Source organism: Proteus sp. ZN5, assembly GCF_011046025.1.
Taxonomy (GTDB): domain Bacteria; phylum Pseudomonadota; class Gammaproteobacteria; order Enterobacterales; family Enterobacteriaceae; genus Proteus.
Genome location: NZ_CP047639.1, coordinates 2,099,615 through 2,120,425, shown reverse-complemented (window position 1 = coordinate 2,120,425; position 20,811 = coordinate 2,099,615). Strand labels below are relative to the sequence as shown.

Below are 20,811 nucleotides of genomic sequence, written 5' to 3'. Positions count from 1 at the left end.
CATCAGCCAGACGGAGAGGTTATATTCTCTCCGACACGAAACTTGACGCATTTTGCAGGTAGTCAAAGAACCACCTAATAATATGGTTGAATTGAGGAATAAGCTCAGAACGTTGCCAATCAGCGCTATCTGCCATAGGCGTAAATGCGCCTAAAACAAAAAGTAATGCTGACACTATCAGCACGCCTCTTAAAGCCCCGAAACAGACCCCCAATACACGATCTGTACCTGATAACCCTGTGCGTTGAACAAGAGAGCTAATCACATAATTCACAACAGCGCCGACAATCAGTGTCGCAATAAATAACGTGACTATTGCAATCCCGTTACGAACCAGCTCATCTTCAAACCGGGTAAAATAGACGGCAAGATAAGGATAAAACTGACTAGCAACAAAGAAACCACAACCCCAGGTGATAAGTGACAATGCTTCACGAACAAAGCCACGGATCAGGCTGACTAATGCGGAAAAACCAATAATGGCAATGATGGCGTAATCTATCCAGACCATAAATTCTTTATCCAATAATGATGCTCCGCATTAATACGGAAGCATTCTAACAGAAAACGAAAACGTTTGCGTAATGCTAATTTTCGCTAATTTCAAAATAATTTACGGCGATATGAAAAATCATAATCGCCGCAATAAGTTAACGCTTTGTTACATCACTCATCTGATGACTCGTTTAGAAAAAATTAAGGCTTATATGCCTTTACCTCACCTTGTAAGCCCGTAAGCTCTTTTAAATGAGGCAAAATCGCCTGTAATTCTGACTTAGATGCACTAGGGCCGATATAAATTCGAGTTACTTGCCCTGCTACTGGGCGTGCAGGTATGGTGTATACCGGATAACCTGAGAAATGCATTTTCGCAATAATTTCTTCTACCTTAGCCGCATTTTTCAACGCACCTAATTGAACAACCCAAGCTTCGCCTTTCGGTGGCTTAGTTTCTTGCACCGGTGGTGCTGGTGGTTGTACAGGTGGCGTAACCACAGTTGGAGGCTCTGGTGTAGGCGTTGGTTGTTGTGGTGGTTGTTGTGGTGGCTGTTGTGGTTGTACCGGTGGTGTAACAACAGCAGGTGGTTCTGGCGTTGTAACAGCAGGTTGTTCAACGCCCGTCACAGCTTCAGAAAGCATACCTTCAGACGCACCTTCTGACGGAGTAGAAGGCACTGAGGTTTGCTCTATCGGAGCGATAGATTCTATTTCTTGCTCATCACCGGGTTTTGGTACTAAAGGAATCGAGGCGAACTGGTCTTCGTTATATTTCTTATCGCCGTCAAGCAGTGCAGGTAAAAAAATAACCCCGACTGCCACCAATACAACGGCACCGACTAAGCGATTTTGAAATTTACTTGCCACCCACACTCTCCTTTTCCAAAAGTTCCATCACATGCGCGACAGTATGAAATGAGCCACAAACCACAACAATATCGTTAGGAGCAGCATCAGACATTGCTTGTTGCCATGCATGTTCAACACTATCAAATACCATTGGTTTCTCAAGATGTTGAGCTAATATATCCGCAGAAGCACCACGAAACTCATTAAGTGGAGCAACATACCAACTATCAGCCAATGGTGTTAAGCACGCTAATGTTCCTGCAATATCTTTATCACCCAGCATACCAACAACAATACGCACCTGAGTATCAGATTTTTGTGGTAATTGTGATAATTTTTCCGCTAAATATCCTGCTGCATGAGGATTATGAGCCACATCAAAGATAACCAAAGGATGTTGAGAAATCACCTGAAAACGACCCGGTAATTGTGCACGAGACATACCTTCAACAATGCTTTGCTGTGTTATTGCTTGGCTGACCTTATCATTAGATTTGAGCAAGCAACGAATGACTCCCATCGCTGTTGCCGCATTGGCTAGCGGAATATTAGGGATTGGCAACGCATCAAATTCACAATCAGCACAACGCCAATGCCAGTGATCACCTTCAATAACAAAAGACCAATCCGTTTCCCGACGGAAAAGCTTAGCCTGTTTTTCATTGGCAACTTCAGCAATGGAATGAGGCATATCCGGCTCACCCACAACGGCATAGTGATTAGCGCGGAAAATACCGGCTTTCTCGTGGCCAATATGCTCTCTATCTGCACCTAACCAATCTGTATGATCGAGTGCAATACTTGTGATAGCAGCAATATCCGCATCAACGATATTCGTCGCATCTAATCGACCGCCTAATCCTACTTCAAGAATAACAACATCAAGTTGTGCTTGTTGAAATAACTTCAGCGCAGCGATAGTGCCATATTCAAAAAAGGTCAGCGAGATATCGCCTCTAGCTTGTTCAATTTCTGCAAAAACTTCACAAAAAGCATCTTCAGAAAGCTCTTTGCCTTGAATACGAACACGTTCTGTATAACGAACAAGATGAGGGGAACTATAAACGCCAACTTTCAATCCTGATGCCATCAAGATTGACTCTAGCATATGACAGGTTGTGCCTTTCCCATTTGTACCTGAGACAGTAATTACCTTAGGTGCGGGACGTAACACGTTTAATATTTTTCCTACCTTGCCTACTCGTTCTAACCCCATATCAATGGCGCTGGAGTGCAAGTGTTCAAGATAAGAAAGCCACATCGACAAAGACGATGTGGCTTTAGGAGCAGTTATGATATTAGACATCTTCTTTTTTATTCGTTTCGATGTTAATTTCTGGCTCGTTGTCTATAGATTCGATTTCATCAGCAATCATTTCTTCACCGATGATTTCATCTTCATTTTCATCTTCAACTAAATCATACTGAGTCAGCTTAGCCAGTAATTCAGCCAGCTCATCACGCATTTCAGGACGACGAACAATCATATCGATCGCGCCTTTTTCTAACAAGAATTCACTGCGTTGGAAACCAGCAGGTAATTTTTCTCGTACTGTTTGTTCAATAACGCGAGGGCCTGCAAAACCAATCAGTGCTTTAGGTTCAGCAACGTTGATATCACCTAACATCGCTAAACTTGCAGAAACACCCCCCATTGTAGGGTCAGTCATTACTGAGATATAAGGCAAACCACGCTCTTGCATTTTTGCTAATGCCGCACTGGTTTTTGCCATTTGCATTAATGACATCAATGCTTCTTGCATACGCGCACCACCACTCGCAGAGAAGCAAACTAATGGGCAGTTATCTTCTAATGCTTGTTCAACAGCACGAACAAAACGCGCACCTACAACAGAAGCCATTGAACCGCCCATAAACGCAAATTCAAAGGATGCAGCAACAACAGGCATCTTTTTCAGCGTTCCTTTCATCACGATTAATGCATCTTTTTCTTGCGTTTGTTTTTGAGCAGCGCTGATTCTATCTTTGTATTTTTTAGAGTCGCGGAATTTCAGAATATCTTTAGGCTCTAATTCGCTACCTAATTCTGTTGTGCTTCCTGTATCGAGAAAAGTCTCAAGGCGACGGCGCGCTGAAATGCGCATATGGTGATCACATTTAGGGCAAACCTCTAAATTACGCTCTAATTCTGCGCGATAGAGTACCTGCCCACAGCTGTCACATTTAGTCCAAACCCCTTCAGGGATATTGGCTTTACGTGAACTTGTGATAGTGCTTTTATTTAGAATTTTTTCAATCCAGCTCATTAATGGACCTTTTCGTCTGAATCTGACCTTCGCCAGTAAAATTATTGTTAGCGTATCAACCACAATGCACTGGCTGTGTGGTTAGCAAAGTTTATGATGATACCGCTTACTGAATTTCAGCGCATCTCTTTATTATGGCTATTCTACGGCAAAAACTTATGATAACTGCTCAAACCTCTTTGTTATCACTTTCTTTCTTTGCTTTTGCACTCGCTCTGCGGTGGCGTAGGATCTCAATAACGCCCGGTAAAATAGAAATAACAATAATGGCAACAATTAGCAATTTTAAGTTCTTTTGAACTATATCTAAGTCACCAAAAAAGTATCCTGCATAAGTAAATAGCAGTACCCATGCAATTGCCCCAGCAACATTATAAAAGGCAAAATGACGATATGACATTTTACCCATTCCTGCAACGAATGGCGCAAAAGTTCGGATAATCGGCACGAATCTTGCCAAAATTATCGCTTTACCACCATGCTTTTCATAAAAAGCATGGGTTTTATCTAAATATTCACGACGAAAAATACGTGAATTAGGCTTACTAAATAGTTTTTCACCAAAAAGTCGCCCAATAGAATAGTTAACGGCATCACCTAAAATAGCGGCACAAAGTAACAGTAAAACAATAATATGAACATTCACATCATTGGTTTCTAATGAAGCTAAAGCACCTGCAACAAATAATAAGGAGTCTCCAGGTAAGAAAGGCGTTACCACAAGCCCCGTTTCACAAAAAACAATCAGAAACAAAATGGCATAGACCCATGTACCATATTGTGCAACAAGCTCTGCTAAATGCGCATCAATGTGCAAAATAAAATCAATTAGAAACTTAATTAAATCAACAAATTGCGTTAATATTTCCATAAATCCTCAGAAAACTGGGTGTTTTTATGATTGAGATATCTCAATAGGGTTATCCGCTAAAAATAGTGGGCCCATTGCAGGTTTTGGTAATTCAAAATGATCAGGATAATCAACAGAGACCAAATACAATCCATTCGCTTTGGCTGTTGCTGCGGCTTTGGTTCTGTCTTTTAAGGCTAATAACTCAGCCATCCAAGTAATGTCCTGATTGCCACACCCTATTTCTAAAAGGCTGCCAACAATATTTCTCACCATATGATGAACAAAAGCATTTGCTTTGATATCCACAACAACATAGTCACCATATCGAGAAACATTAACATGCATAACGTTACGCCACGGCGTTCGCGATTGACATTGGACAGCCCTAAAAGAGGTAAAATCATTTTCACCCAGTAAAGATTGCGCTGCTTGGTGCATACGTTCAGCGTCTAAAGGATAATGAAAATGTGTCACTCCAGATGACAAAATAGCAGGACGATAACGATGATTAAAAATCACATAGCGATAACGTCTTGCCGTTGCACTAAAGCGAGCATGAAAATCATCAGAAACTGTTTTTACCCAACGTATTGCAATATCCGCAGGTAAATGAGTGTTAACGCCCATTGTCCAAGCGGGATCTTTACGGTGTGCCGTTGTTTCAAAATGAACAACTTGCCCCGTTGCATGTACTCCAGCGTCAGTTCTTCCTGCACAAAACACAGATATAGGTTCATTAGCCACTTGTGAAAGTGCTTTTTCTAACCGTTCTTGTACACTACGCACTTCATTTTGGCGTTGCCAGCCATAATAACGGCTACCATCATATTCAACGCCTAGAGCAATTTTGATTGTTGTGCTTTCAGAAATAACCGCTGACTCAGTCAAGGGTTGTTCTGTTACTTCAGCACTCACTTGCGCATTCATTAGTAAAACTGCTCCTGCATTAACTGCTCAGCCACTTCGACAGCCATTAATGCCCCACCAAAGCGCACGTTATCTGCGACTGCCCAGAATTGTAAAGCTTCTGGCATACCATAATCATTACGGAAGCAACCTAAATTTAAGCTCACATTACCAGATGCATTGGTAACTTGAGTTGGAAAATCATTTTCATCACTGATATTAAGATCTTCATTTTCTTGTAAGGTTTCACGCGCTTCATCACTACCCATTGGCCGTGAGGTTTCTAATTGTACCGACTGTGCATTACCATAGAAAACTGGCGCTTGCAGTGTAGTAACGGAGATTGGCAAGCCTTCGTCTTGTAAAATTTTACGAATTTGGTCAACCATGCGACGCTCTTCTTGTATAGAGCCTTCGTCATCAACCATTAAAGGTAAAATGTTAAATGCTAACTGTTTATTAAAACGACCTAATTCAGGAGGAATACCATTAAGTAAACGAGCACTTTGCCCTGCCAGTTCATCTACGGCTTGTTTTCCAAAACGAGAAACCGACATTAAGTTTGTCACGCTAAGGCGCGTTAAACCCGCAGATTCTGTTAATGGATTAATGGCACGTAATAATTGGCTCACCATGCTATCTGCAATTGAAACAATATTACGAGTACGGTATTCCGCAAGCATTGCACTGTTCACGCCCGGAACAACTAATGGCACATCCCAATCCATTGCAAAAATGCCACTACAATCAATGACAATACAGCCAGCATCAGCTGCTTGTTGTGCATATTGCGCGCTGATTTCTGTTGGTGCTGCAAAGAAAGCTAATTGAATATCAGCCCACTCGATATTGTGAATACCTTGAACCGCAACACTTTTGCCGTTTACACGCACTGATTTCCCAATGCTATCTTCACTTGCGATTGCAGTTAATTCACCAATGGGAAATTCACGCTCTTGTAGCAGTTCTAAAATCGCTTCACCAACAGCGCCTGTTGCACCAACAACTGCAATATTCCAACCTTCTCCCATAAGATATCCTCCAATACCATAAAATTTTTAAAATAATATTTTGCTTTATTTGTGTGTGGCGCTTTTATATGTAGCACTAAAGCCAATTGCATTTAATGTGTCAACGGTGGTTTGATTGTCACAAATGACGTGTAGTGAAGACCACTCACGGCGCACAGCGTAAAATTTGCGTAATTTATCAAACTCCCCTTTTATTCCTGCCACTTTTCGTAATGGAGCATCATCACGACGCACATCATAAATAAGATGAATAAGTTGTTTTAAAAGTGTTTGTGTTAACTCGCCTTGCACAGAAATGGTGGAAATAGTAGGCGCAGGCAACAACGTTGATAATTCAACTGTTTGGGGCTGACCAATAAAATCACAATAAGCTTCGAAAACCTGAGTTGTACCGCGCGCCTTACCTTCTAAGGTATAACCTGCAATATGTGGTGTTGCGATATCAACTTTATTTAATAATTCAATAGAAAGATCTGGCTCTGGCTCCCAAACATCTAATACAACGCGTAAGGATTTGCCGTTCTTAAGTACAGATAATAATGCTTGATTATCAACAACCTCGCCACGGCTCGCATTAATTAAAATACGTCCTTCAGGTAATTTTTCGAGATTGTTCTCATTAATTAAATGATAACTTTTATATGGGCCTGATTTATTGAGAGGTGTATGGAAAGTTAGAATATCTGCTTTTTCTAACAATGTTTCCAATGGGTGAAATTCTTCATCATCACCATTATCCGCTCTTGGTGGATCACAAAGTAAAACATTGACACCTAATGCACGAAGGCGTGTTGCTAATCGCCCCCCCACATTTCCCACACCAACAATACCGACAACTTTATCGGTTAATTGAAAGTTATCTTGCTCTGCTAGCATCATCAATGCAGAAAATACATATTCAACAACCGCGATAGCATTACAACCTGGGGCTGATGAAAAACCAATTTGTTGCTGTTCTAACCATGCAATATCGACATGATCGAAACCCGCAGTTGCAGTTCCAACAAATTTCACTGGCTTGCCTGATAATAAGGATTCATTGACTTTAGTAATTGATCTCACCATTAAGGCATCAGAATCATTAAGTTCATCAGTAGGTAATGGGCGACCAGAAACAGCTTTTACCTCACCTAATTGGCGGAAAAGTTGTTCCGCATAAGGCATATTTTCATCAACCAGAATTTTCACGGTGTTATCTCACTGATTTGGTATTTATGTGTGTAAGCAATCAATCGAAAAATAAAATTAAGCGGTCTATTTTGCCACTTATTCACAGCAAAGCCTATTATTGACAGTAAAATCCGCCTAGATTTTAAGTAAATATATGAAAAGAAGTCTTAACAATTGGGTAATCGACGAAAACGTTCTGGTGTTGTGCCAGCAAATTGTTGAAACATCGCAATAAATGAAGACGAAGAGCTATATCCCACATCAAATGCAATTTCATTCACGCTTTTCCCTTGCTCTAATAAAGAAATTGCATGCAAAAAGCGTAGGCGTTTACGCCATTCGCTAAAAGACATACCTAATTCCTGTTGGCAACGACGAGAAAGTGTTCTTTCTGAGGTATAACGTTTTTTAGCCCATTCTTCTAACGAGGTGTTATCTGCCGGGTTTTGCTCTAATACAGAAAGTATAGGGGCAAGTAATTTATCTTTAGAGGAAGGTAAATAAGTATGATGTATTGGTGAAGATTTAAGTTGATCAATCAGTACTTGGGCTAAGCGAAAATCTTCTTCTGTTTGTGGTTTACACACACCACGATGGAAAAAGTCAGAAAATATGGTTGAAAAAATAGCACTCAATTGAATCAAACAAGGTTTATCTAATAGCCCTTCACACCAATTCGGCGCGATATCTAGTACCTTAAAAGAGAGTGTTTTTTTATTGTAACTGGCATGCCCTACATTTTTGGGTATCCATACACTAAACTCTGGTGGCGCCAAAAATCGCTGTCCCCCAGCTTCTAAATCCATAACACCAGAAATTACATAAAGTAGCTGACCAAAATCATGTTGGTGATAAACAAACTCTGTTTCAGCTAATAGTTGCTCATCACGAAATCGAACCGTATCTGGATCAGACAATAACCATTGCATTTTTTGTTGTTCAATTGTCATCTTTATGTTGTTCTCTTGTCATGTTGTCTTTATTGGCCTATCACTTGTCTGGTTTTCATTATATATATCTAATCAGACAGGCTTACAATAGCGACCTGGTTTAAAAATAGATGTGAGAATAATGAAAAACGCAATTTTTCCGCTTTTAGCGGTGCTAATCTGGTCCATTAATGCAGTCGTTAATAAAGCAGCCGCGTCTGTTATTGATCCCGCTGCAATCTCTTTTTATCGTTGGTTCCTCGCCTTTTTAATTATGACACCTTTTTTGATTATGCCTGTTTGGCATCATCGTAAAACCGTCAAACAATATTGGTGGAAATTATTTATTCTTGGTGCATTGGGGATGGTGATGTACCAAAGTTTAGCTTATTATGCAGCGCATTATGTTAGTGCAACATTTATGGGGATTTTGAATTCTCTCATCCCATTATTAACCGTTATCATTAGCATTTTTGTTTTACGTGTTGTACCGACAATAGGTATTGTTTTAGGCACAGTGCTTTCAATTAGTGGATTAGTTTGGCTAATTAGCCGTGGCGAACCTTCTCAGTTGCTTTCCCAAGGTTTGGGTTATGGTGAACTGATGATGTTTATTGCTTCGGCGTCATACGCCCTCTATGGTGTATTAACAAAACGCTGGTCAATTGCGCTACCTAACTGGCAATCACTTTATGTGCAAATTGGGTTTGGTGTTCTGCTATTATTGCCAAACTTCTTTCTTGCCGAAAGTGTTGCGTTAACAAAAGATAATATTGGATTAGTTATCTTCGCAGGTATCGGTGCTTCTATCCTTGCACCTTATTTGTGGATTTTAGGTGTGATGAAATTAGGTGCAAATACGACCTCGATTTTTATGAACCTAATGCCATTATTTACTGCAATGATTGCTATCGCGCTTCTTGGTGAAGAAATGCATAGTTATCACTTAGTGGGTGGTGGTATTGTTTTACTTGGCGTGCTCTTAGTGCAACAACTCAGAACGCCACTGAATTTCCGACGTCAGCCCGCTGAGAAAAAAGCAGATTGTCGTCAGGAGATGTGAGTCAATGTCAAAAAGACAACAATAAAAAATGCCGGCTAAATTCTTAGCCGGTCACATTCATAATGTTAGGTTTAATAAATAAAACTGACACAAGAAATCAAAGTATAAAATATAAAGTAATACAAGTATCCGTGGCAAACATTACCAACTTTTATATTAAATAGCTCCTACTTATTTGTAATAAAATAATCCAGATCAATTTTTTTGTGCTCTTTTTGTCTTATTCAATTTTTCTATTCTCCTAACTCCATATAAAACAAAACATTTAATGATTTTTGGTAAAATTAAATTAAACGATTGAAATAAAATGAACCTAATTTAATTTTCTTAATGTAAACAGTGTATTAACAATGTTTAGTCTATTTTATTAGAATAATAAAATGAGTAACTATTAGGAAAGGTATTTTTAAATGTTATTTATATAATCTTTTTTTAATGATTTTTATTCGAAAGATATCTTTATTAGAATAATAAATTATTTTGCATAATAAATTTCAAACAAAAAAGCAGACTCCATTAAAATGAAGCCTGCTTTTTTTAATAAGAAGATATAAGTATATCTAACTATTTTTTATATTTACTCATGACTAATGAAGCATTTGTACCACCAAAACCAAAGCTATTTGACATTACCGTCTCCAGCTTCTGTTCTGTTGGTTGAGTAATGATGTTCATACCCATTGCTTTATCGTCTAATTCTTCAATATTGATGCTCGGTGCAATAAATCCATGCTCTAACATCAGTAAGCTATAAATTGCTTCATGCACACCAGCCGCACCTAATGAGTGACCAGTCATTGCTTTTGTTGCTGAGATAGCTGGTGTATGCGAACCAAACACTTCAGTGATAGCTTCAAGCTCTTTTAGATCGCCAACTGGTGTTGAAGTACCATGCGTATTAATATAATCAACTTTATCAATACCTTGCATTGCCATTTGCATACAACGCACCGCGCCTTCACCTGAAGGAGCAACCATATCTGCACCATCAGATGTTGCGCCATAACCTACGACTTCACCATAGATATGAGCACCACGCGCTAATGCGTGTTCTAACTCTTCAACAACCACAATACCGCCACCACCTGCGATAACAAAACCATCTCGGTTTTTATCGTAAGTACGAGAAGCTTTGGTTGGAGTTTCGTTATATTTAGTTGAGAGCGCACCCATTGCGTCAAATTCGCAGGTCATTTCCCAACTTAACTCTTCACCACCACCAGCAAATACAACATCTTGTTTGCCTAACTGGATAAGCTCAACGGCGTGACCAATACAGTGTGCTGATGTTGAACAAGCAGAACTGATTGAGTAGTTAACGCCCTTAATTTTGAAAGGTGTTGCTAAACAAGCTGAAACACCTGATGCCATTGCACGAGTTACCATATAAGGACCTACGCCACGTAGACCTTTTGCTCTCATGCCATCAGAACCTTGGACTTGGTTACGTGGAGAACCACCACCAGAACCAACGACTAAGCCAGAACGAATATTAGAAACTTGGTCTTCAGTCAGACCTGAATCAGCTATCGCCTCTTGCATAGATAGATAGGCATAAACCGATGCGTCGCTCATAAAACGGCGGATTTTACGGTCAATAAGACCTTCAGTATCAAGCTTAACGTTGCCCCAAATGTGGCTACGAAGCCCCATCTCTTTAAATTCTTCTGAGAAAGTTATCCCGGAACGACCTTCTTTTAAAGAATCCAGCACTTCTTTCTGGTTATTACCAATGCTCGAAACAATACCCAGACCCGTGATCACTGCGCGCTTCATTCATACCTCTTTACAATAATAGTTGTAGCTGCGGGATTTCTGAGTAGCACTTTAGCGTACAGTTGTACGCCGAACAAGTCCGATCAGGATCTTTTTTACAAAAATACAGATAAGCTGATAAAACACTTTCTCCTTTAAGGCTGGTACAAGCAACCTAACGGCGCTAAGATATTAGTTAATTTTTTCGAGAAATACAGGCAGTTCCGTGAATAATAGCCCGATAAACACTGCGTCTTTAAGTTGGAATGAACTTGGTACGCCTATCTCAGAACAATTTGGCGATATTTACTTTTCAAACCAAGACGGTCTAGAAGAAACTCGACATGTGTTCTTACATGGAAATCATTTTCCATCACGTTTTGGTACACATGTACGCTCTGAATGTGTTATCGCAGAAACAGGATTTGGTACTGGGCTTAATTTTTTAACATTGTGGCAAGCTTTCGAGCAATTTAGGCAAACATCCCCTGACTCTCGTTTAAAACGTCTTCATTATGTTAGTTTCGAGAAATTCCCTCTTACAAAAAGTGACTTACAATCTGCACATTGCCATTGGCCTGAACTGGAAAAATATTCACAAGCGCTTTGTTCTCAATGGCCATTAGCCATTGCGGGTTGTCATCGCATTATTCTTGCTGATGGAGCAATTACACTGGATTTATGGTTTGGTGATATCAATATCCTGTTACCCCAAACTCGCCAAGCACTACATAATAAAGTGGATGCCTGGTTCTTAGATGGTTTTGCGCCTTCTAAAAACCCTCAAATGTGGAGCGAAACTCTCTTTCAATCGATGGCTGATTCAATGCGAGAAAACGGCACATTTGCAACGTTTACCGCCGCAGGGATTGTCAAACGAGGTTTGCAAAGCGTTGGTTTTGAGATAAATAAAATCAAAGGATTTGGCCAAAAAAGAGAGATGCTGACAGGTATTTTTCCACATCCTCCATCTCCTGAATTTCTCCCTTACTATGCCAGACCAAGTGCAACCAAAGCACAGAACATTGCAATTATAGGCGGTGGCATTGCCAGCACATTTACCGCGCTTTCCTGCCTAAGAAGAGGTGCCAATGTCACCTTGTATTGTGAAGATAAACAACCCGCAACTAATGCCTCTGGTAATCGACAAGGTGTCTTATATCCTTTACTCAATGGCAAATCCGATGAACTAGAACAATTTTTTACAACCGCATTTTTATTTGCTCATCGCACTTATGACAACCTAAGTAAAGCAGGCATTCCTTTTTCACATCAATGGTCTGGCGTTGCACAAATTATTTATAACGAAAAAGTTCGTAAAAAAGCACAGAGAATTATCGATAATTCCATACCCTTTGCTCAAATAGCGTGTTACCTCGATGAAGACGAAGTCAATAAACTCAGCGGATTAGACGTTAATTATGATGCTTTGTTTTACCCACAAGCGGGCTGGCTTTCACCGACTGAGCTCACAATCAATACATTAAAATACGCTGAAAAATTAGGGTTAACGTTGCGATTTAATCACCAAGTTACTCAAATAAGCGCACAAGAAGCATTTTGGCACTTGGAGATTGTTCATCACGATGGCGAAGGTACGACACAACTTCAATCACAACATGATTGCGTTATTTTAGCAAATGGGCATCGAATTACCGATTTTAGCCAAAGTGCAAAATTACCTATTAGCGCAGTCAGAGGGCAAGTTAGCCATATTCCAACAACAAAAACATTATCAAAACTAAAAACTGTGCTTTGTTATGATGGCTATTTTACACCTGTTGATCACCAAGATAATTTGCATTGTGTAGGAGCAAGCTTTCGCCGCGATAGATTAGATTTAGTAGTCTCAACGCAAGAGCAAGAAAATAACCAAACTCATCTTACACAGTGTTTAGCAAAAGCACCTTGGGTTAAAGATGTTGATTTTAGCCGAAATGAAGCTCGAATAGGTATTCGTTGCACTATACGTGACCACCTACCGTTATTAGGCGAAGTACCTGATTTTGAAACACTACGAGTGGCATATACGCATTTAGATAGATTTAAACGTAGAAAACAAACGCCAGCTTTAGCCCCTGCTTATCCTCAACTTTATATTATCAGTGCATTAGGCTCTCGTGGATTATGTTCAGCGCCTTTATCAGCCGAAATTCTTGCAAGCCAAATTTTTGACGAACCCTTTCCGGTTGAAGATAATGTATTAAATGCCTTACATCCTAATCGTTTTTGGGTAAGACCATTACTGCGTGGGAAGCCAATTGAAGTGGAATAAATGTATAAGCAACCAACCTCGGTTGCTTATTTTTTACTTTTTGATTACCTCGCTATTATACCCAAGATCACCATGTCCAAAGAGAAGCTAAACCTCAAACTTCATTGCACAGCGCGTTTCTTTTACAAACCCCCCCCTTTCAACTTCATCGTCTAAGATTTCTTGCAAAGAATGAGGGATCTCGCTTTCTGGTAAAATAGAAAAACCTAAACGTTGATAATACGGTGCATTCCAAGGAACATGGCGAAATGTCGTCAACGTAACAGAATCAAACTTATGTACTTTTGCTTTATCTTTTACTTTTTGAATAAGTAACTTACCAATCCCCCTATTTTGCCAATCTTGGCTCACTGAGAGTTCATAGATAAATAAGCTTTCTGGTAAAGCAGTCGTCATGATAAAACCAACTGGCTCATTATCACCATTAACTGCTACCCAATGCCCTTGCTGATCAATAAACGCTAAATGTTTTTCAACACTTTGTACGCCACTTTCACTTATCCAACGTAAGTCTTCTAAAGTACTAAAGAGTTGTCCTGCTGATTGCTCAATAGCAGGCAATTTAGTGGCATCATCGATTTGTGTTTGACGGATCGTAATATCGTTATTTTTTATTTTGTTTTGTGTTGTTGTCATCTCTTTTTCCAGCTCAGGTATTTTTATACTTTTATGCTTAATTTATTAAAAAGCCATCCTGTTGGATGGCTTATGTTAATACTAAAATAGCTTCTTATTTTTTAAGTCGTTAATCTTTAGGTAATATACCGTAAGATTGGAACTTCTGAGTCTCTTCAATAAAACGATTATAGTACATATTGTCTTCTACTGAATCCTTTACCACACGGTTACTATAAGCGTGAACAATAGCAAGTGTCGCCTTATGAAGTTTATCTTTTAGTATGTTATGGATCTTCGGATCTTCACTTTCTTGAACTTGATTTAATAATGAAACAAGCTCTTCTGCTTCAGCTTGAATATCAGGATCAGTAAATTCTGCAGGCGGTAATATATAGTCTAAATCAAGATTAACAGAATCGTTATATTCATCTTCTTGAGTAAACGGCTCTAAATCTTTATTGTATTCCGCTGAAATATATTTAATAAACTCAGGTTTATCAAAACATTTATTTTTTATGCCACCATTATTATTTTTATTGCGAGTGCGGATTTCATTAGGAAATGGCTCGCCTAAGGCATAAGTACACTGAAAGATATTACCATCGATTAATGTGGCATTAGTGCTACGCACTGGAAGTTCAAATTCATAGCCATTAATAATAACGGGGTAATCGACAGGTTTAAATTGATCTGTTTTTCCCTTTACTGCGTAAACTTCTGAAAGGGTGTAATACATAAAATTATCAGGATTTAGTATGCCACCATTATTCTGGTCATAAACCATAAATCGAGCATCATTACCGGCACTATCTTTTAAACTATGCTCACCAGGTGACAGCGTTATATAACCATTTTTACCCGGTTCAACCTGATATTCTTTATCATCGACACTAAAACTAATGACTTTTTCGCTTGGATTACTGTAATAAAACTTATTTTTTTTATTATCTAAATCAAATTGATCACAAGCAGATAAAAATAAAACTGCGCTAGTCAGTAGGCCTATTTTAAAGAAATTTTTCATCGTATCGTTATCCTTATCATAAATATTCTATGCAAATCATTTGCATCCCGAGAAACATTCCTAAAAAACATTTAAAAGTAATTTTACAGAAATGGCAAGGAGTTACAAAAGATAGCACTATTATGCTTAATCAATGAGAGATACATCGACTTTGAAAAATCAAATAAAAACAATTGATAAATAGTAGGGATCAATTTTTGTATAAAAACCAATCTAATTCAACAGTAAATATCTTAAATATGGCTTAACGACTGTGATTTTAATAAGATATTAAGAAAGAAAAAACAACCGATTTATGCCGGTTGTTCTCTTAGTAGATATGCCGAATTAATTAATTGAGTTAACTAAATCATGCCATGTAGATAAAACTAACGCTTGATCTGGAGGTGAAAGCTCACCTGCTTTTATCGCCTTTTGAATGCTCTCTTCTACACGCGCTCTTAACGCTTCTAACTGTGTGTTATTTTCTTGCTCAAGTTCAGCAATAGCCAGTGTAATATGGCCTTGTAAATATCCACCTGCAAATAATTCATCATCAGTGGCATGTTCAACACGGCTATCAATTTTATCTAATAAGTACGCTTCATACTCAGAAAGCATTATTTATCCTCAATATATAATGTTGCTATCTTTTATATTTACCCTGTATTAACAGAGCATAAATACATGTGCTCTAGCAACCTTACTACTTCAGACTCCACCCTATTGGGTAAAACCTTCACAGTGGATAGGCGATAATTATTCTCGCAATCCTTAATTAACTAAAGGATTTTCCTGATAAGGAAACATCTCTTCGGTTAGCTCTGGAGTATTGTAAAACAAATGTAACGCATTAATAAATAGCTGTGCACGAGGTGGCGCGTTTTTATCTCGTAAATAAGCGAGTACTTGTTCTCTAACTTTATTTCTGAACTCATAACGATCAGGCTCAAAGTTACCTTCTAAATTGTCACAACTAACATTGAAAGGATAACCAGCAGCTTGGCAAAATAACCAATCTAATGCTTGAGGTTTGATTTCTACAACTTCAAACTGCCCTTGAGTGGTTTCATCTCGTCCATCAGGACAATACCAGTAACCATAATCAACTTGTTGGCGACGAGCCTCTCCAGCGATACACCAATGTGATATTTCATGTAAGGCACTGGCATAAAAGCCATGAGCAAAAATGATTTGGTGATAAGGTGTCTCTTCATTTGCAGGCAAATAAATCGGCTCATCATCTCCTTTAACTAAACGGGTTTGAAAGCTTTCGCTAAAGCATTGATTAAAGATATCAATTAACTGTTGATAATGATGTGCTGACATTTAAAAACCATCTATTCCTAATTAAAAAGTGCAGAAAACCAAAGTGCAATAGTATCGCCATGATTGTCATGAATGAGTTTGATGCTCATCAAAAAGGAGATAATGACCAGCATAGGTCTTATTAATTTTTGCCCTTTTGTTAATACTAAACCTGCACCTAAGCGAGCACCAATAAATTGCCCACAAAGCATAACTAAACCAATAGTCCAAATAACCTGCCCACCAATAATAAAAAACAGTAAAGAGCCAAAATTAGAGGTGAAGTTGAGCAATTTAGCATGAGCGGTCGCTTTTGAAAGATTATATCCAAGTAACATGACATAACCTAAAGCGAAAAAAGAACCTGTACCCGGTCCAAAAATACCATCATAAAAACCGACACCGCCGCCTAATATTGCCCCAAAAGTATAGTAACCAATGCGTTGTTTACTGTCTTGAGCACCTATTGATGGAGTAAAAAGGAAATAGAGACCAATGGCAATGGTAAGAATAGGAAGCGCTTGTTTAAGAATTTCGGGATTAATAAACTGCACTAACATGGCGCCAGAAACCGCACCAATAAAAGTCATTAAAATTGCAAATCGCTGTGCTTTTAAATCAATAACCTTTCGACGTATAAAATAGAGCGTAGCCGAAAACGAGCCACCTACTGATTGCAATTTATTTGTTGCGAGAGCTTGAACGGGAGGAATGCCTGCTGATAACAAAGCTGGAATGGTGATTAACCCACCGCCACCAGCTATTGAATCAATAAAACCTGCAATTAAAGCAACAAAGAAAAGAAGAAGGTAGATGCCATCTGAAAAGAGCCAATCCATTTATCTATCCGAATTATTAGGAATGAAGGACGCGTTGCTGTGTTTATCTCATTTATTTAAAAAAACCACAGCAACACGATCTGAGCATAATAAAATTAGGCGCTCACACCTTTAAAGCTAACATCAAACTTACAACAGTTTATCGACCACGTTATTGACGTAGAATGATTACCATTGCATTAGCGGAGGTACAACATCACCACATTGACCACGTTGGCGCAATGCATGATCGAGCAGTACAATTGCCATCATTGCTTCTGCAATAGGGATAGCGCGAATTCCCACACAAGGATCATGACGACCTTTGGTTATCATATCGACTTCTTCACCATCACGATTAATTGTTTTGCCTGCAATAGTAATGCTAGATGTTGGTTTTAAAGCGATATGAGCAACGATTGGCTGACCACTGCTAATTCCACCTAAAATGCCACCTGCATGATTACTAGTAAAACCGTTTTTAGTGATTTCATCTCTATTTTCAGTGCCTTTTAAGGTTACAACACCAAAACCATCACCAATTTCAATTCCTTTAACAGCATTAATACTCATTAATGCGTGTGCTAAATCTGCATCGAGCCTGTCAAAAACTGGTTCGCCAAATCCGGCTGGTACACCTTCTGCAACTACGGTCACTTTTGCACCGATCGAATTGCCTTCTTTTTTAAGCGCACGCATGTATTCATCAAGAGCTTCTAAACGAGAAGGATCTGGGCAGAAAAACGGGTTGGTTTCAACGATAGACCAATCAACAAGATCACAAGTAATTGGACCTAGTTGAGAAAGATAGCCTTTTATTTCGATACCCATTTTCTCTTTTAGGTATTTTTTTGCGATGGCACCAGCAGCAACACGCATTGCAGTTTCTCGTGCAGAAGAGCGCCCACCACCACGATAATCACGCAAACCATATTTTTGCTCGTAGGTATAATCAGCATGACCAGGGCGAAAAACATCTTTGATTTCACTGTAATCTTGGGAGCGTTGATCGGTGTTTTCAATCAATAAGCCAATGCTTGTTCCTGTTGTAACACCATTAAATACACCTGATAAAATGCGTACTTGATCAGGTTCGCGGCGTTGAGTGGTATAACGCGATGTTCCGGGTCTACGTCTATCTAAATCAACTTGTAAGTCAGCTTCTGTTAAAGGCAATCCAGGAGGTACACCATCAACAATGCAACCTAATGCAATACCATGAGACTCACCGAAAGTTGTGACTCTGAATAATTGTCCGATACTGTTTCCTGCCATCCCTTTATTCCTATCTTTTACTGTGTGATGTTATCAATATGTTATTTGCAATAAATAACAATCTACCGTCTCATTGCTGTTACATCAACGTTTATCAGTAGAAAAATACGCTGAATATTCGACGAGCTGTTCACGAGTCAGCATAAAGACACCAAGCCCACCATTTTCAAACTCAAGCCATGTAAATGGAACCTCAGGGAATTGCTCAATTAAATGAACCATACTATTACCCACTTCACACACTAAAATACCTTTTTCACTCAGATATTCAGGCGCTTTTAGCAAAATTTGTCTTGTAATATCAAGACCATCGATGCCAGAAGCTAATGCTAGCTCAGGTTCAACTTGGTATTCATCAGGTAAATCGCCCATATCTTCTACATCAACATACGGCGGATTTGTCACAATAATATCGTAAGGCGTTGGTACAATGGCGTTAAATAAATCCGATTGCATTGGATAAACACGATGTACTAAACCGTGGTTTTCAATATTAAATTCAGCGACTTCTAATGCATCTTCAGAAATATCAACCGCATCAACTTCAGCATCTTCAAATTCATGAGCACAAGCAATAGCAATACAGCCACTTCCAGTGCATAAGTCGAGAATGCGTGCTGGCTCTTGCTGAATTAAACCATCAAAATGGTTATTGATTAATTCACCAATAGGAGAGCGAGGGATAAGAACTCGTTCATCAACATAAAATTCGTGGCCACAGAACCAAGCGCTATGCGTTAAATAAGGAACTGGGATTTTCTGTTCAATACGGCTTTCGATCAGCGTAATAATTTCCATCTTTTCAGAAGTTGTTAACTTGGTTGATAACAGTGCGTCTGGAATATCTAAAGGAAGTGCAATAGTCGGTAATACCAGCTGCAATGCTTCATCCCACGCGTTATCTGTGCCATGACCATAGTAAATATCAGATGAATTAAACTGACTCATAGCCCAACGTAACATATCTAGGATCGTGCTTAGATCAGCAACCGCTTCCTCTTTTAGTGTTATATCCAAAACTGTTGTCCTCTGAAGAAATAGAAAGTCTGTAGTTTGCCATGAAGATGGCGATAAATCAGCGGGAAACCATAAAAAAATATCACTACGTTATTATTAACTTTACTATAACCACACTCTTGTTATGGTTTTAAACTTCAATCATATAGTCAAAAACAAAATTTACGATCTGTTCATAAATAAATATTGGTATTTTATACTTTTAATTTAACTTTTATTAGCAAGAAAATGAAATTGAACCATACTTAGAGCATGAAAGAATTAACTGTGTACCAAAATGCGCCTATAGATGTTTTTCATTCAATATCCAGTCACTTGAAAGCAAATGACTCATTTTAAAGACTATTTAAATATTTTTTATCGTTTTTTATCGCAACCTGAAGATATAGTAACGTTTTATGTTCCACAGATATTATGAGTAGAGCAACTTGTTAACCAACCTATATTTGCTAACTATGTGACTATTTCGGCAGGGTAAATTCCCTGCCTTTTTTTATGCTAAATTTATGGCCTATACTTTTTTATCTCTGACGCTATTTCATGTACTATTGCCTTATAAAAACAGTAACACTATGAAGAATCGTAAAAAATGAATAAAAAATTTTCATTACCGCCTTCTGAAATTGAGTTGTTTCAGGAGATGATAAAAGGCACTAAGAAATTACCTCAAGATAAAATACTTCATTCGCCAAAACGTAAAAAAATGACACACTACGCACCTGAACGTCTGCAACAAGAGCAAGTTGATGCCTCTTATTATTTTTCAGATGAATTTCAGCCTAACTTAGCCACAGAAGGCCCAATGCGCTATTTAAGAGAAGGCGCTAATGCTTATGAATTAAAAAAGCTACGTCGTGGTGATTATGTACCTGAGTTTTTTCTAGATTTGCACGGATTAACACAGTTAATTGCAAAGCAAGAGATTGGCGCATTGATTGCGGCATGTAGACGAGAGCATGTTTATTGTGCCTGTATTATGCATGGACATGGCAAACATATTTTAAAGCAGCAAACACCTCTTTGGTTAGCACAACACCCTGATGTTATTGCTTTTCATCAAGCCTCTAAAGAATGGGGAGGTGATGCCGCATTATTAGTACTCGTGGAAAACGACGATATTGCTCGCCGCTAAACCTCAAAAATTCTATTGCATTAACCCTTAAATCACCTATCGGG

General features: G+C 38.8%; 20 protein-coding genes. 3 read left to right on the top strand and 17 right to left on the bottom strand.

Features of this window, described 5'->3' with window-relative positions; all coding sequences use genetic code 11:
* Positions 1-19: 19 nt before the first annotated feature.
* The 9 genes from cvpA to GTK47_RS09675 form a co-directional block, all read right to left on the bottom strand.
* Positions 20-511 (bottom strand): colicin V production protein, encoded by a 492-nt coding sequence (cvpA, locus tag GTK47_RS09715; protein WP_023581692.1) that lies wholly within the window; start codon positions 509-511, stop codon positions 20-22.
* A 185-nt stretch (positions 512-696) separates the two neighbouring features.
* Positions 697-1,365, bottom strand: a complete 669-nt coding sequence (gene dedD / locus GTK47_RS09710) for a cell division protein DedD (protein ID WP_165122919.1) — start codon at positions 1,363-1,365, stop codon at positions 697-699.
* Positions 1,355-2,653, bottom strand: a complete 1,299-nt coding sequence (folC, locus tag GTK47_RS09705; RefSeq protein ID WP_165122918.1) for a bifunctional tetrahydrofolate synthase/dihydrofolate synthase — start codon at positions 2,651-2,653, stop codon at positions 1,355-1,357. Before folC ends, dedD begins: the two co-directional genes overlap by 11 nt.
* A complete protein-coding gene (gene accD, locus GTK47_RS09700) occupies positions 2,646-3,614 on the bottom strand; it encodes an acetyl-CoA carboxylase, carboxyltransferase subunit beta (protein WP_165122917.1) in 969 nt (322 codons plus the stop codon). The genes folC and accD overlap by 8 nt, the downstream gene beginning before the upstream one ends.
* 169 nt (positions 3,615-3,783) lie before the next feature.
* Positions 3,784-4,485 carry a DedA family protein gene (locus GTK47_RS09695; RefSeq protein ID WP_165122916.1) on the bottom strand — a complete coding sequence of 234 codons (702 nt, stop codon included), beginning with the start codon at positions 4,483-4,485 and terminating at the stop codon, positions 3,784-3,786.
* A 24-nt stretch (positions 4,486-4,509) separates the two neighbouring features.
* Positions 4,510-5,394, bottom strand: coding sequence for a tRNA pseudouridine(38-40) synthase TruA (truA, locus tag GTK47_RS09690; protein WP_241256096.1), 885 nt, complete (start codon positions 5,392-5,394; stop codon positions 4,510-4,512).
* A complete protein-coding gene (locus GTK47_RS09685) occupies positions 5,394-6,404 on the bottom strand; it encodes an aspartate-semialdehyde dehydrogenase (protein WP_165122915.1) in 1,011 nt (336 codons plus the stop codon). The genes truA and GTK47_RS09685 overlap by 1 nt, the downstream gene beginning before the upstream one ends.
* A gap of 45 nt (positions 6,405-6,449) precedes the next feature.
* Positions 6,450-7,592 carry a 4-phosphoerythronate dehydrogenase PdxB gene (gene pdxB, locus GTK47_RS09680; protein WP_165122914.1) on the bottom strand — a complete coding sequence of 381 codons (1,143 nt, stop codon included), beginning with the start codon at positions 7,590-7,592 and terminating at the stop codon, positions 6,450-6,452.
* A gap of 149 nt (positions 7,593-7,741) precedes the next feature.
* Positions 7,742-8,524, bottom strand: coding sequence for a helix-turn-helix transcriptional regulator (locus GTK47_RS09675; RefSeq protein ID WP_109393039.1), 783 nt, complete (start codon positions 8,522-8,524; stop codon positions 7,742-7,744).
* Positions 8,525-8,645: 121 nt separating this feature from the next.
* Here GTK47_RS09675 and GTK47_RS09670 point away from each other — a divergent pair, with 121 nt between their 5' ends.
* Entirely contained in the window at positions 8,646-9,566 is a 921-nt protein-coding gene (locus tag GTK47_RS09670) for an EamA family transporter (protein ID WP_165122913.1), read from the top strand.
* A 564-nt stretch (positions 9,567-10,130) separates the two neighbouring features.
* Here GTK47_RS09670 and fabB read toward each other — a convergent pair.
* Positions 10,131-11,342 (bottom strand): beta-ketoacyl-ACP synthase I, encoded by a 1,212-nt coding sequence (fabB, locus tag GTK47_RS09665; RefSeq protein ID WP_088495099.1) that lies wholly within the window; start codon positions 11,340-11,342, stop codon positions 10,131-10,133.
* 205 nt (positions 11,343-11,547) lie between these two features.
* On the opposite strand from fabB, the gene mnmC reads away from it, so the two are divergent.
* Positions 11,548-13,596: a bifunctional tRNA (5-methylaminomethyl-2-thiouridine)(34)-methyltransferase MnmD/FAD-dependent 5-carboxymethylaminomethyl-2-thiouridine(34) oxidoreductase MnmC gene (gene mnmC / locus GTK47_RS09660; protein WP_165122912.1), complete on the top strand. Its 2,049-nt coding sequence runs from the start codon at positions 11,548-11,550 to the stop codon at positions 13,594-13,596.
* An 87-nt stretch (positions 13,597-13,683) separates the two neighbouring features.
* On the opposite strand, the gene GTK47_RS09655 is transcribed toward mnmC, so the two are convergent.
* The 7 genes from GTK47_RS09655 to prmB form a co-directional block, all read right to left on the bottom strand.
* Positions 13,684-14,232 (bottom strand): GNAT family N-acetyltransferase, encoded by a 549-nt coding sequence (locus tag GTK47_RS09655; RefSeq protein ID WP_161711363.1) that lies wholly within the window; start codon positions 14,230-14,232, stop codon positions 13,684-13,686.
* A 109-nt stretch (positions 14,233-14,341) separates the two neighbouring features.
* A complete protein-coding gene (locus tag GTK47_RS09650; RefSeq protein WP_165122911.1) occupies positions 14,342-15,238 on the bottom strand; it encodes a hypothetical protein in 897 nt (298 codons plus the stop codon).
* Positions 15,239-15,565: 327 nt separating this feature from the next.
* The gene (locus tag GTK47_RS09645) at positions 15,566-15,838 is read right to left on the bottom strand and encodes a YfcL family protein (protein ID WP_006533359.1); all 273 of its coding nucleotides are present in this window, start codon (positions 15,836-15,838) and stop codon (positions 15,566-15,568) included.
* Between the two features lie 153 nt (positions 15,839-15,991).
* Positions 15,992-16,546, bottom strand: a complete 555-nt coding sequence (locus tag GTK47_RS09640) for an elongation factor P hydroxylase (RefSeq protein ID WP_109393033.1) — start codon at positions 16,544-16,546, stop codon at positions 15,992-15,994.
* A 17-nt stretch (positions 16,547-16,563) separates the two neighbouring features.
* Positions 16,564-17,364 carry a sulfite exporter TauE/SafE family protein gene (locus GTK47_RS09635; protein ID WP_165122910.1) on the bottom strand — a complete coding sequence of 267 codons (801 nt, stop codon included), beginning with the start codon at positions 17,362-17,364 and terminating at the stop codon, positions 16,564-16,566.
* A 168-nt stretch (positions 17,365-17,532) separates the two neighbouring features.
* Positions 17,533-18,618: a chorismate synthase gene (aroC, locus tag GTK47_RS09630; protein ID WP_165122909.1), complete on the bottom strand. Its 1,086-nt coding sequence runs from the start codon at positions 18,616-18,618 to the stop codon at positions 17,533-17,535.
* 84 nt (positions 18,619-18,702) lie between these two features.
* The gene (prmB, locus tag GTK47_RS09625; protein WP_165122908.1) at positions 18,703-19,635 is read right to left on the bottom strand and encodes a 50S ribosomal protein L3 N(5)-glutamine methyltransferase; all 933 of its coding nucleotides are present in this window, start codon (positions 19,633-19,635) and stop codon (positions 18,703-18,705) included.
* 589 nt (positions 19,636-20,224) lie between these two features.
* Here prmB and smrB point away from each other — a divergent pair.
* A complete protein-coding gene (gene smrB / locus GTK47_RS09620) occupies positions 20,225-20,767 on the top strand; it encodes an endonuclease SmrB (RefSeq protein WP_165122907.1) in 543 nt (180 codons plus the stop codon).
* Positions 20,768-20,811 lie beyond the last annotated feature (44 nt).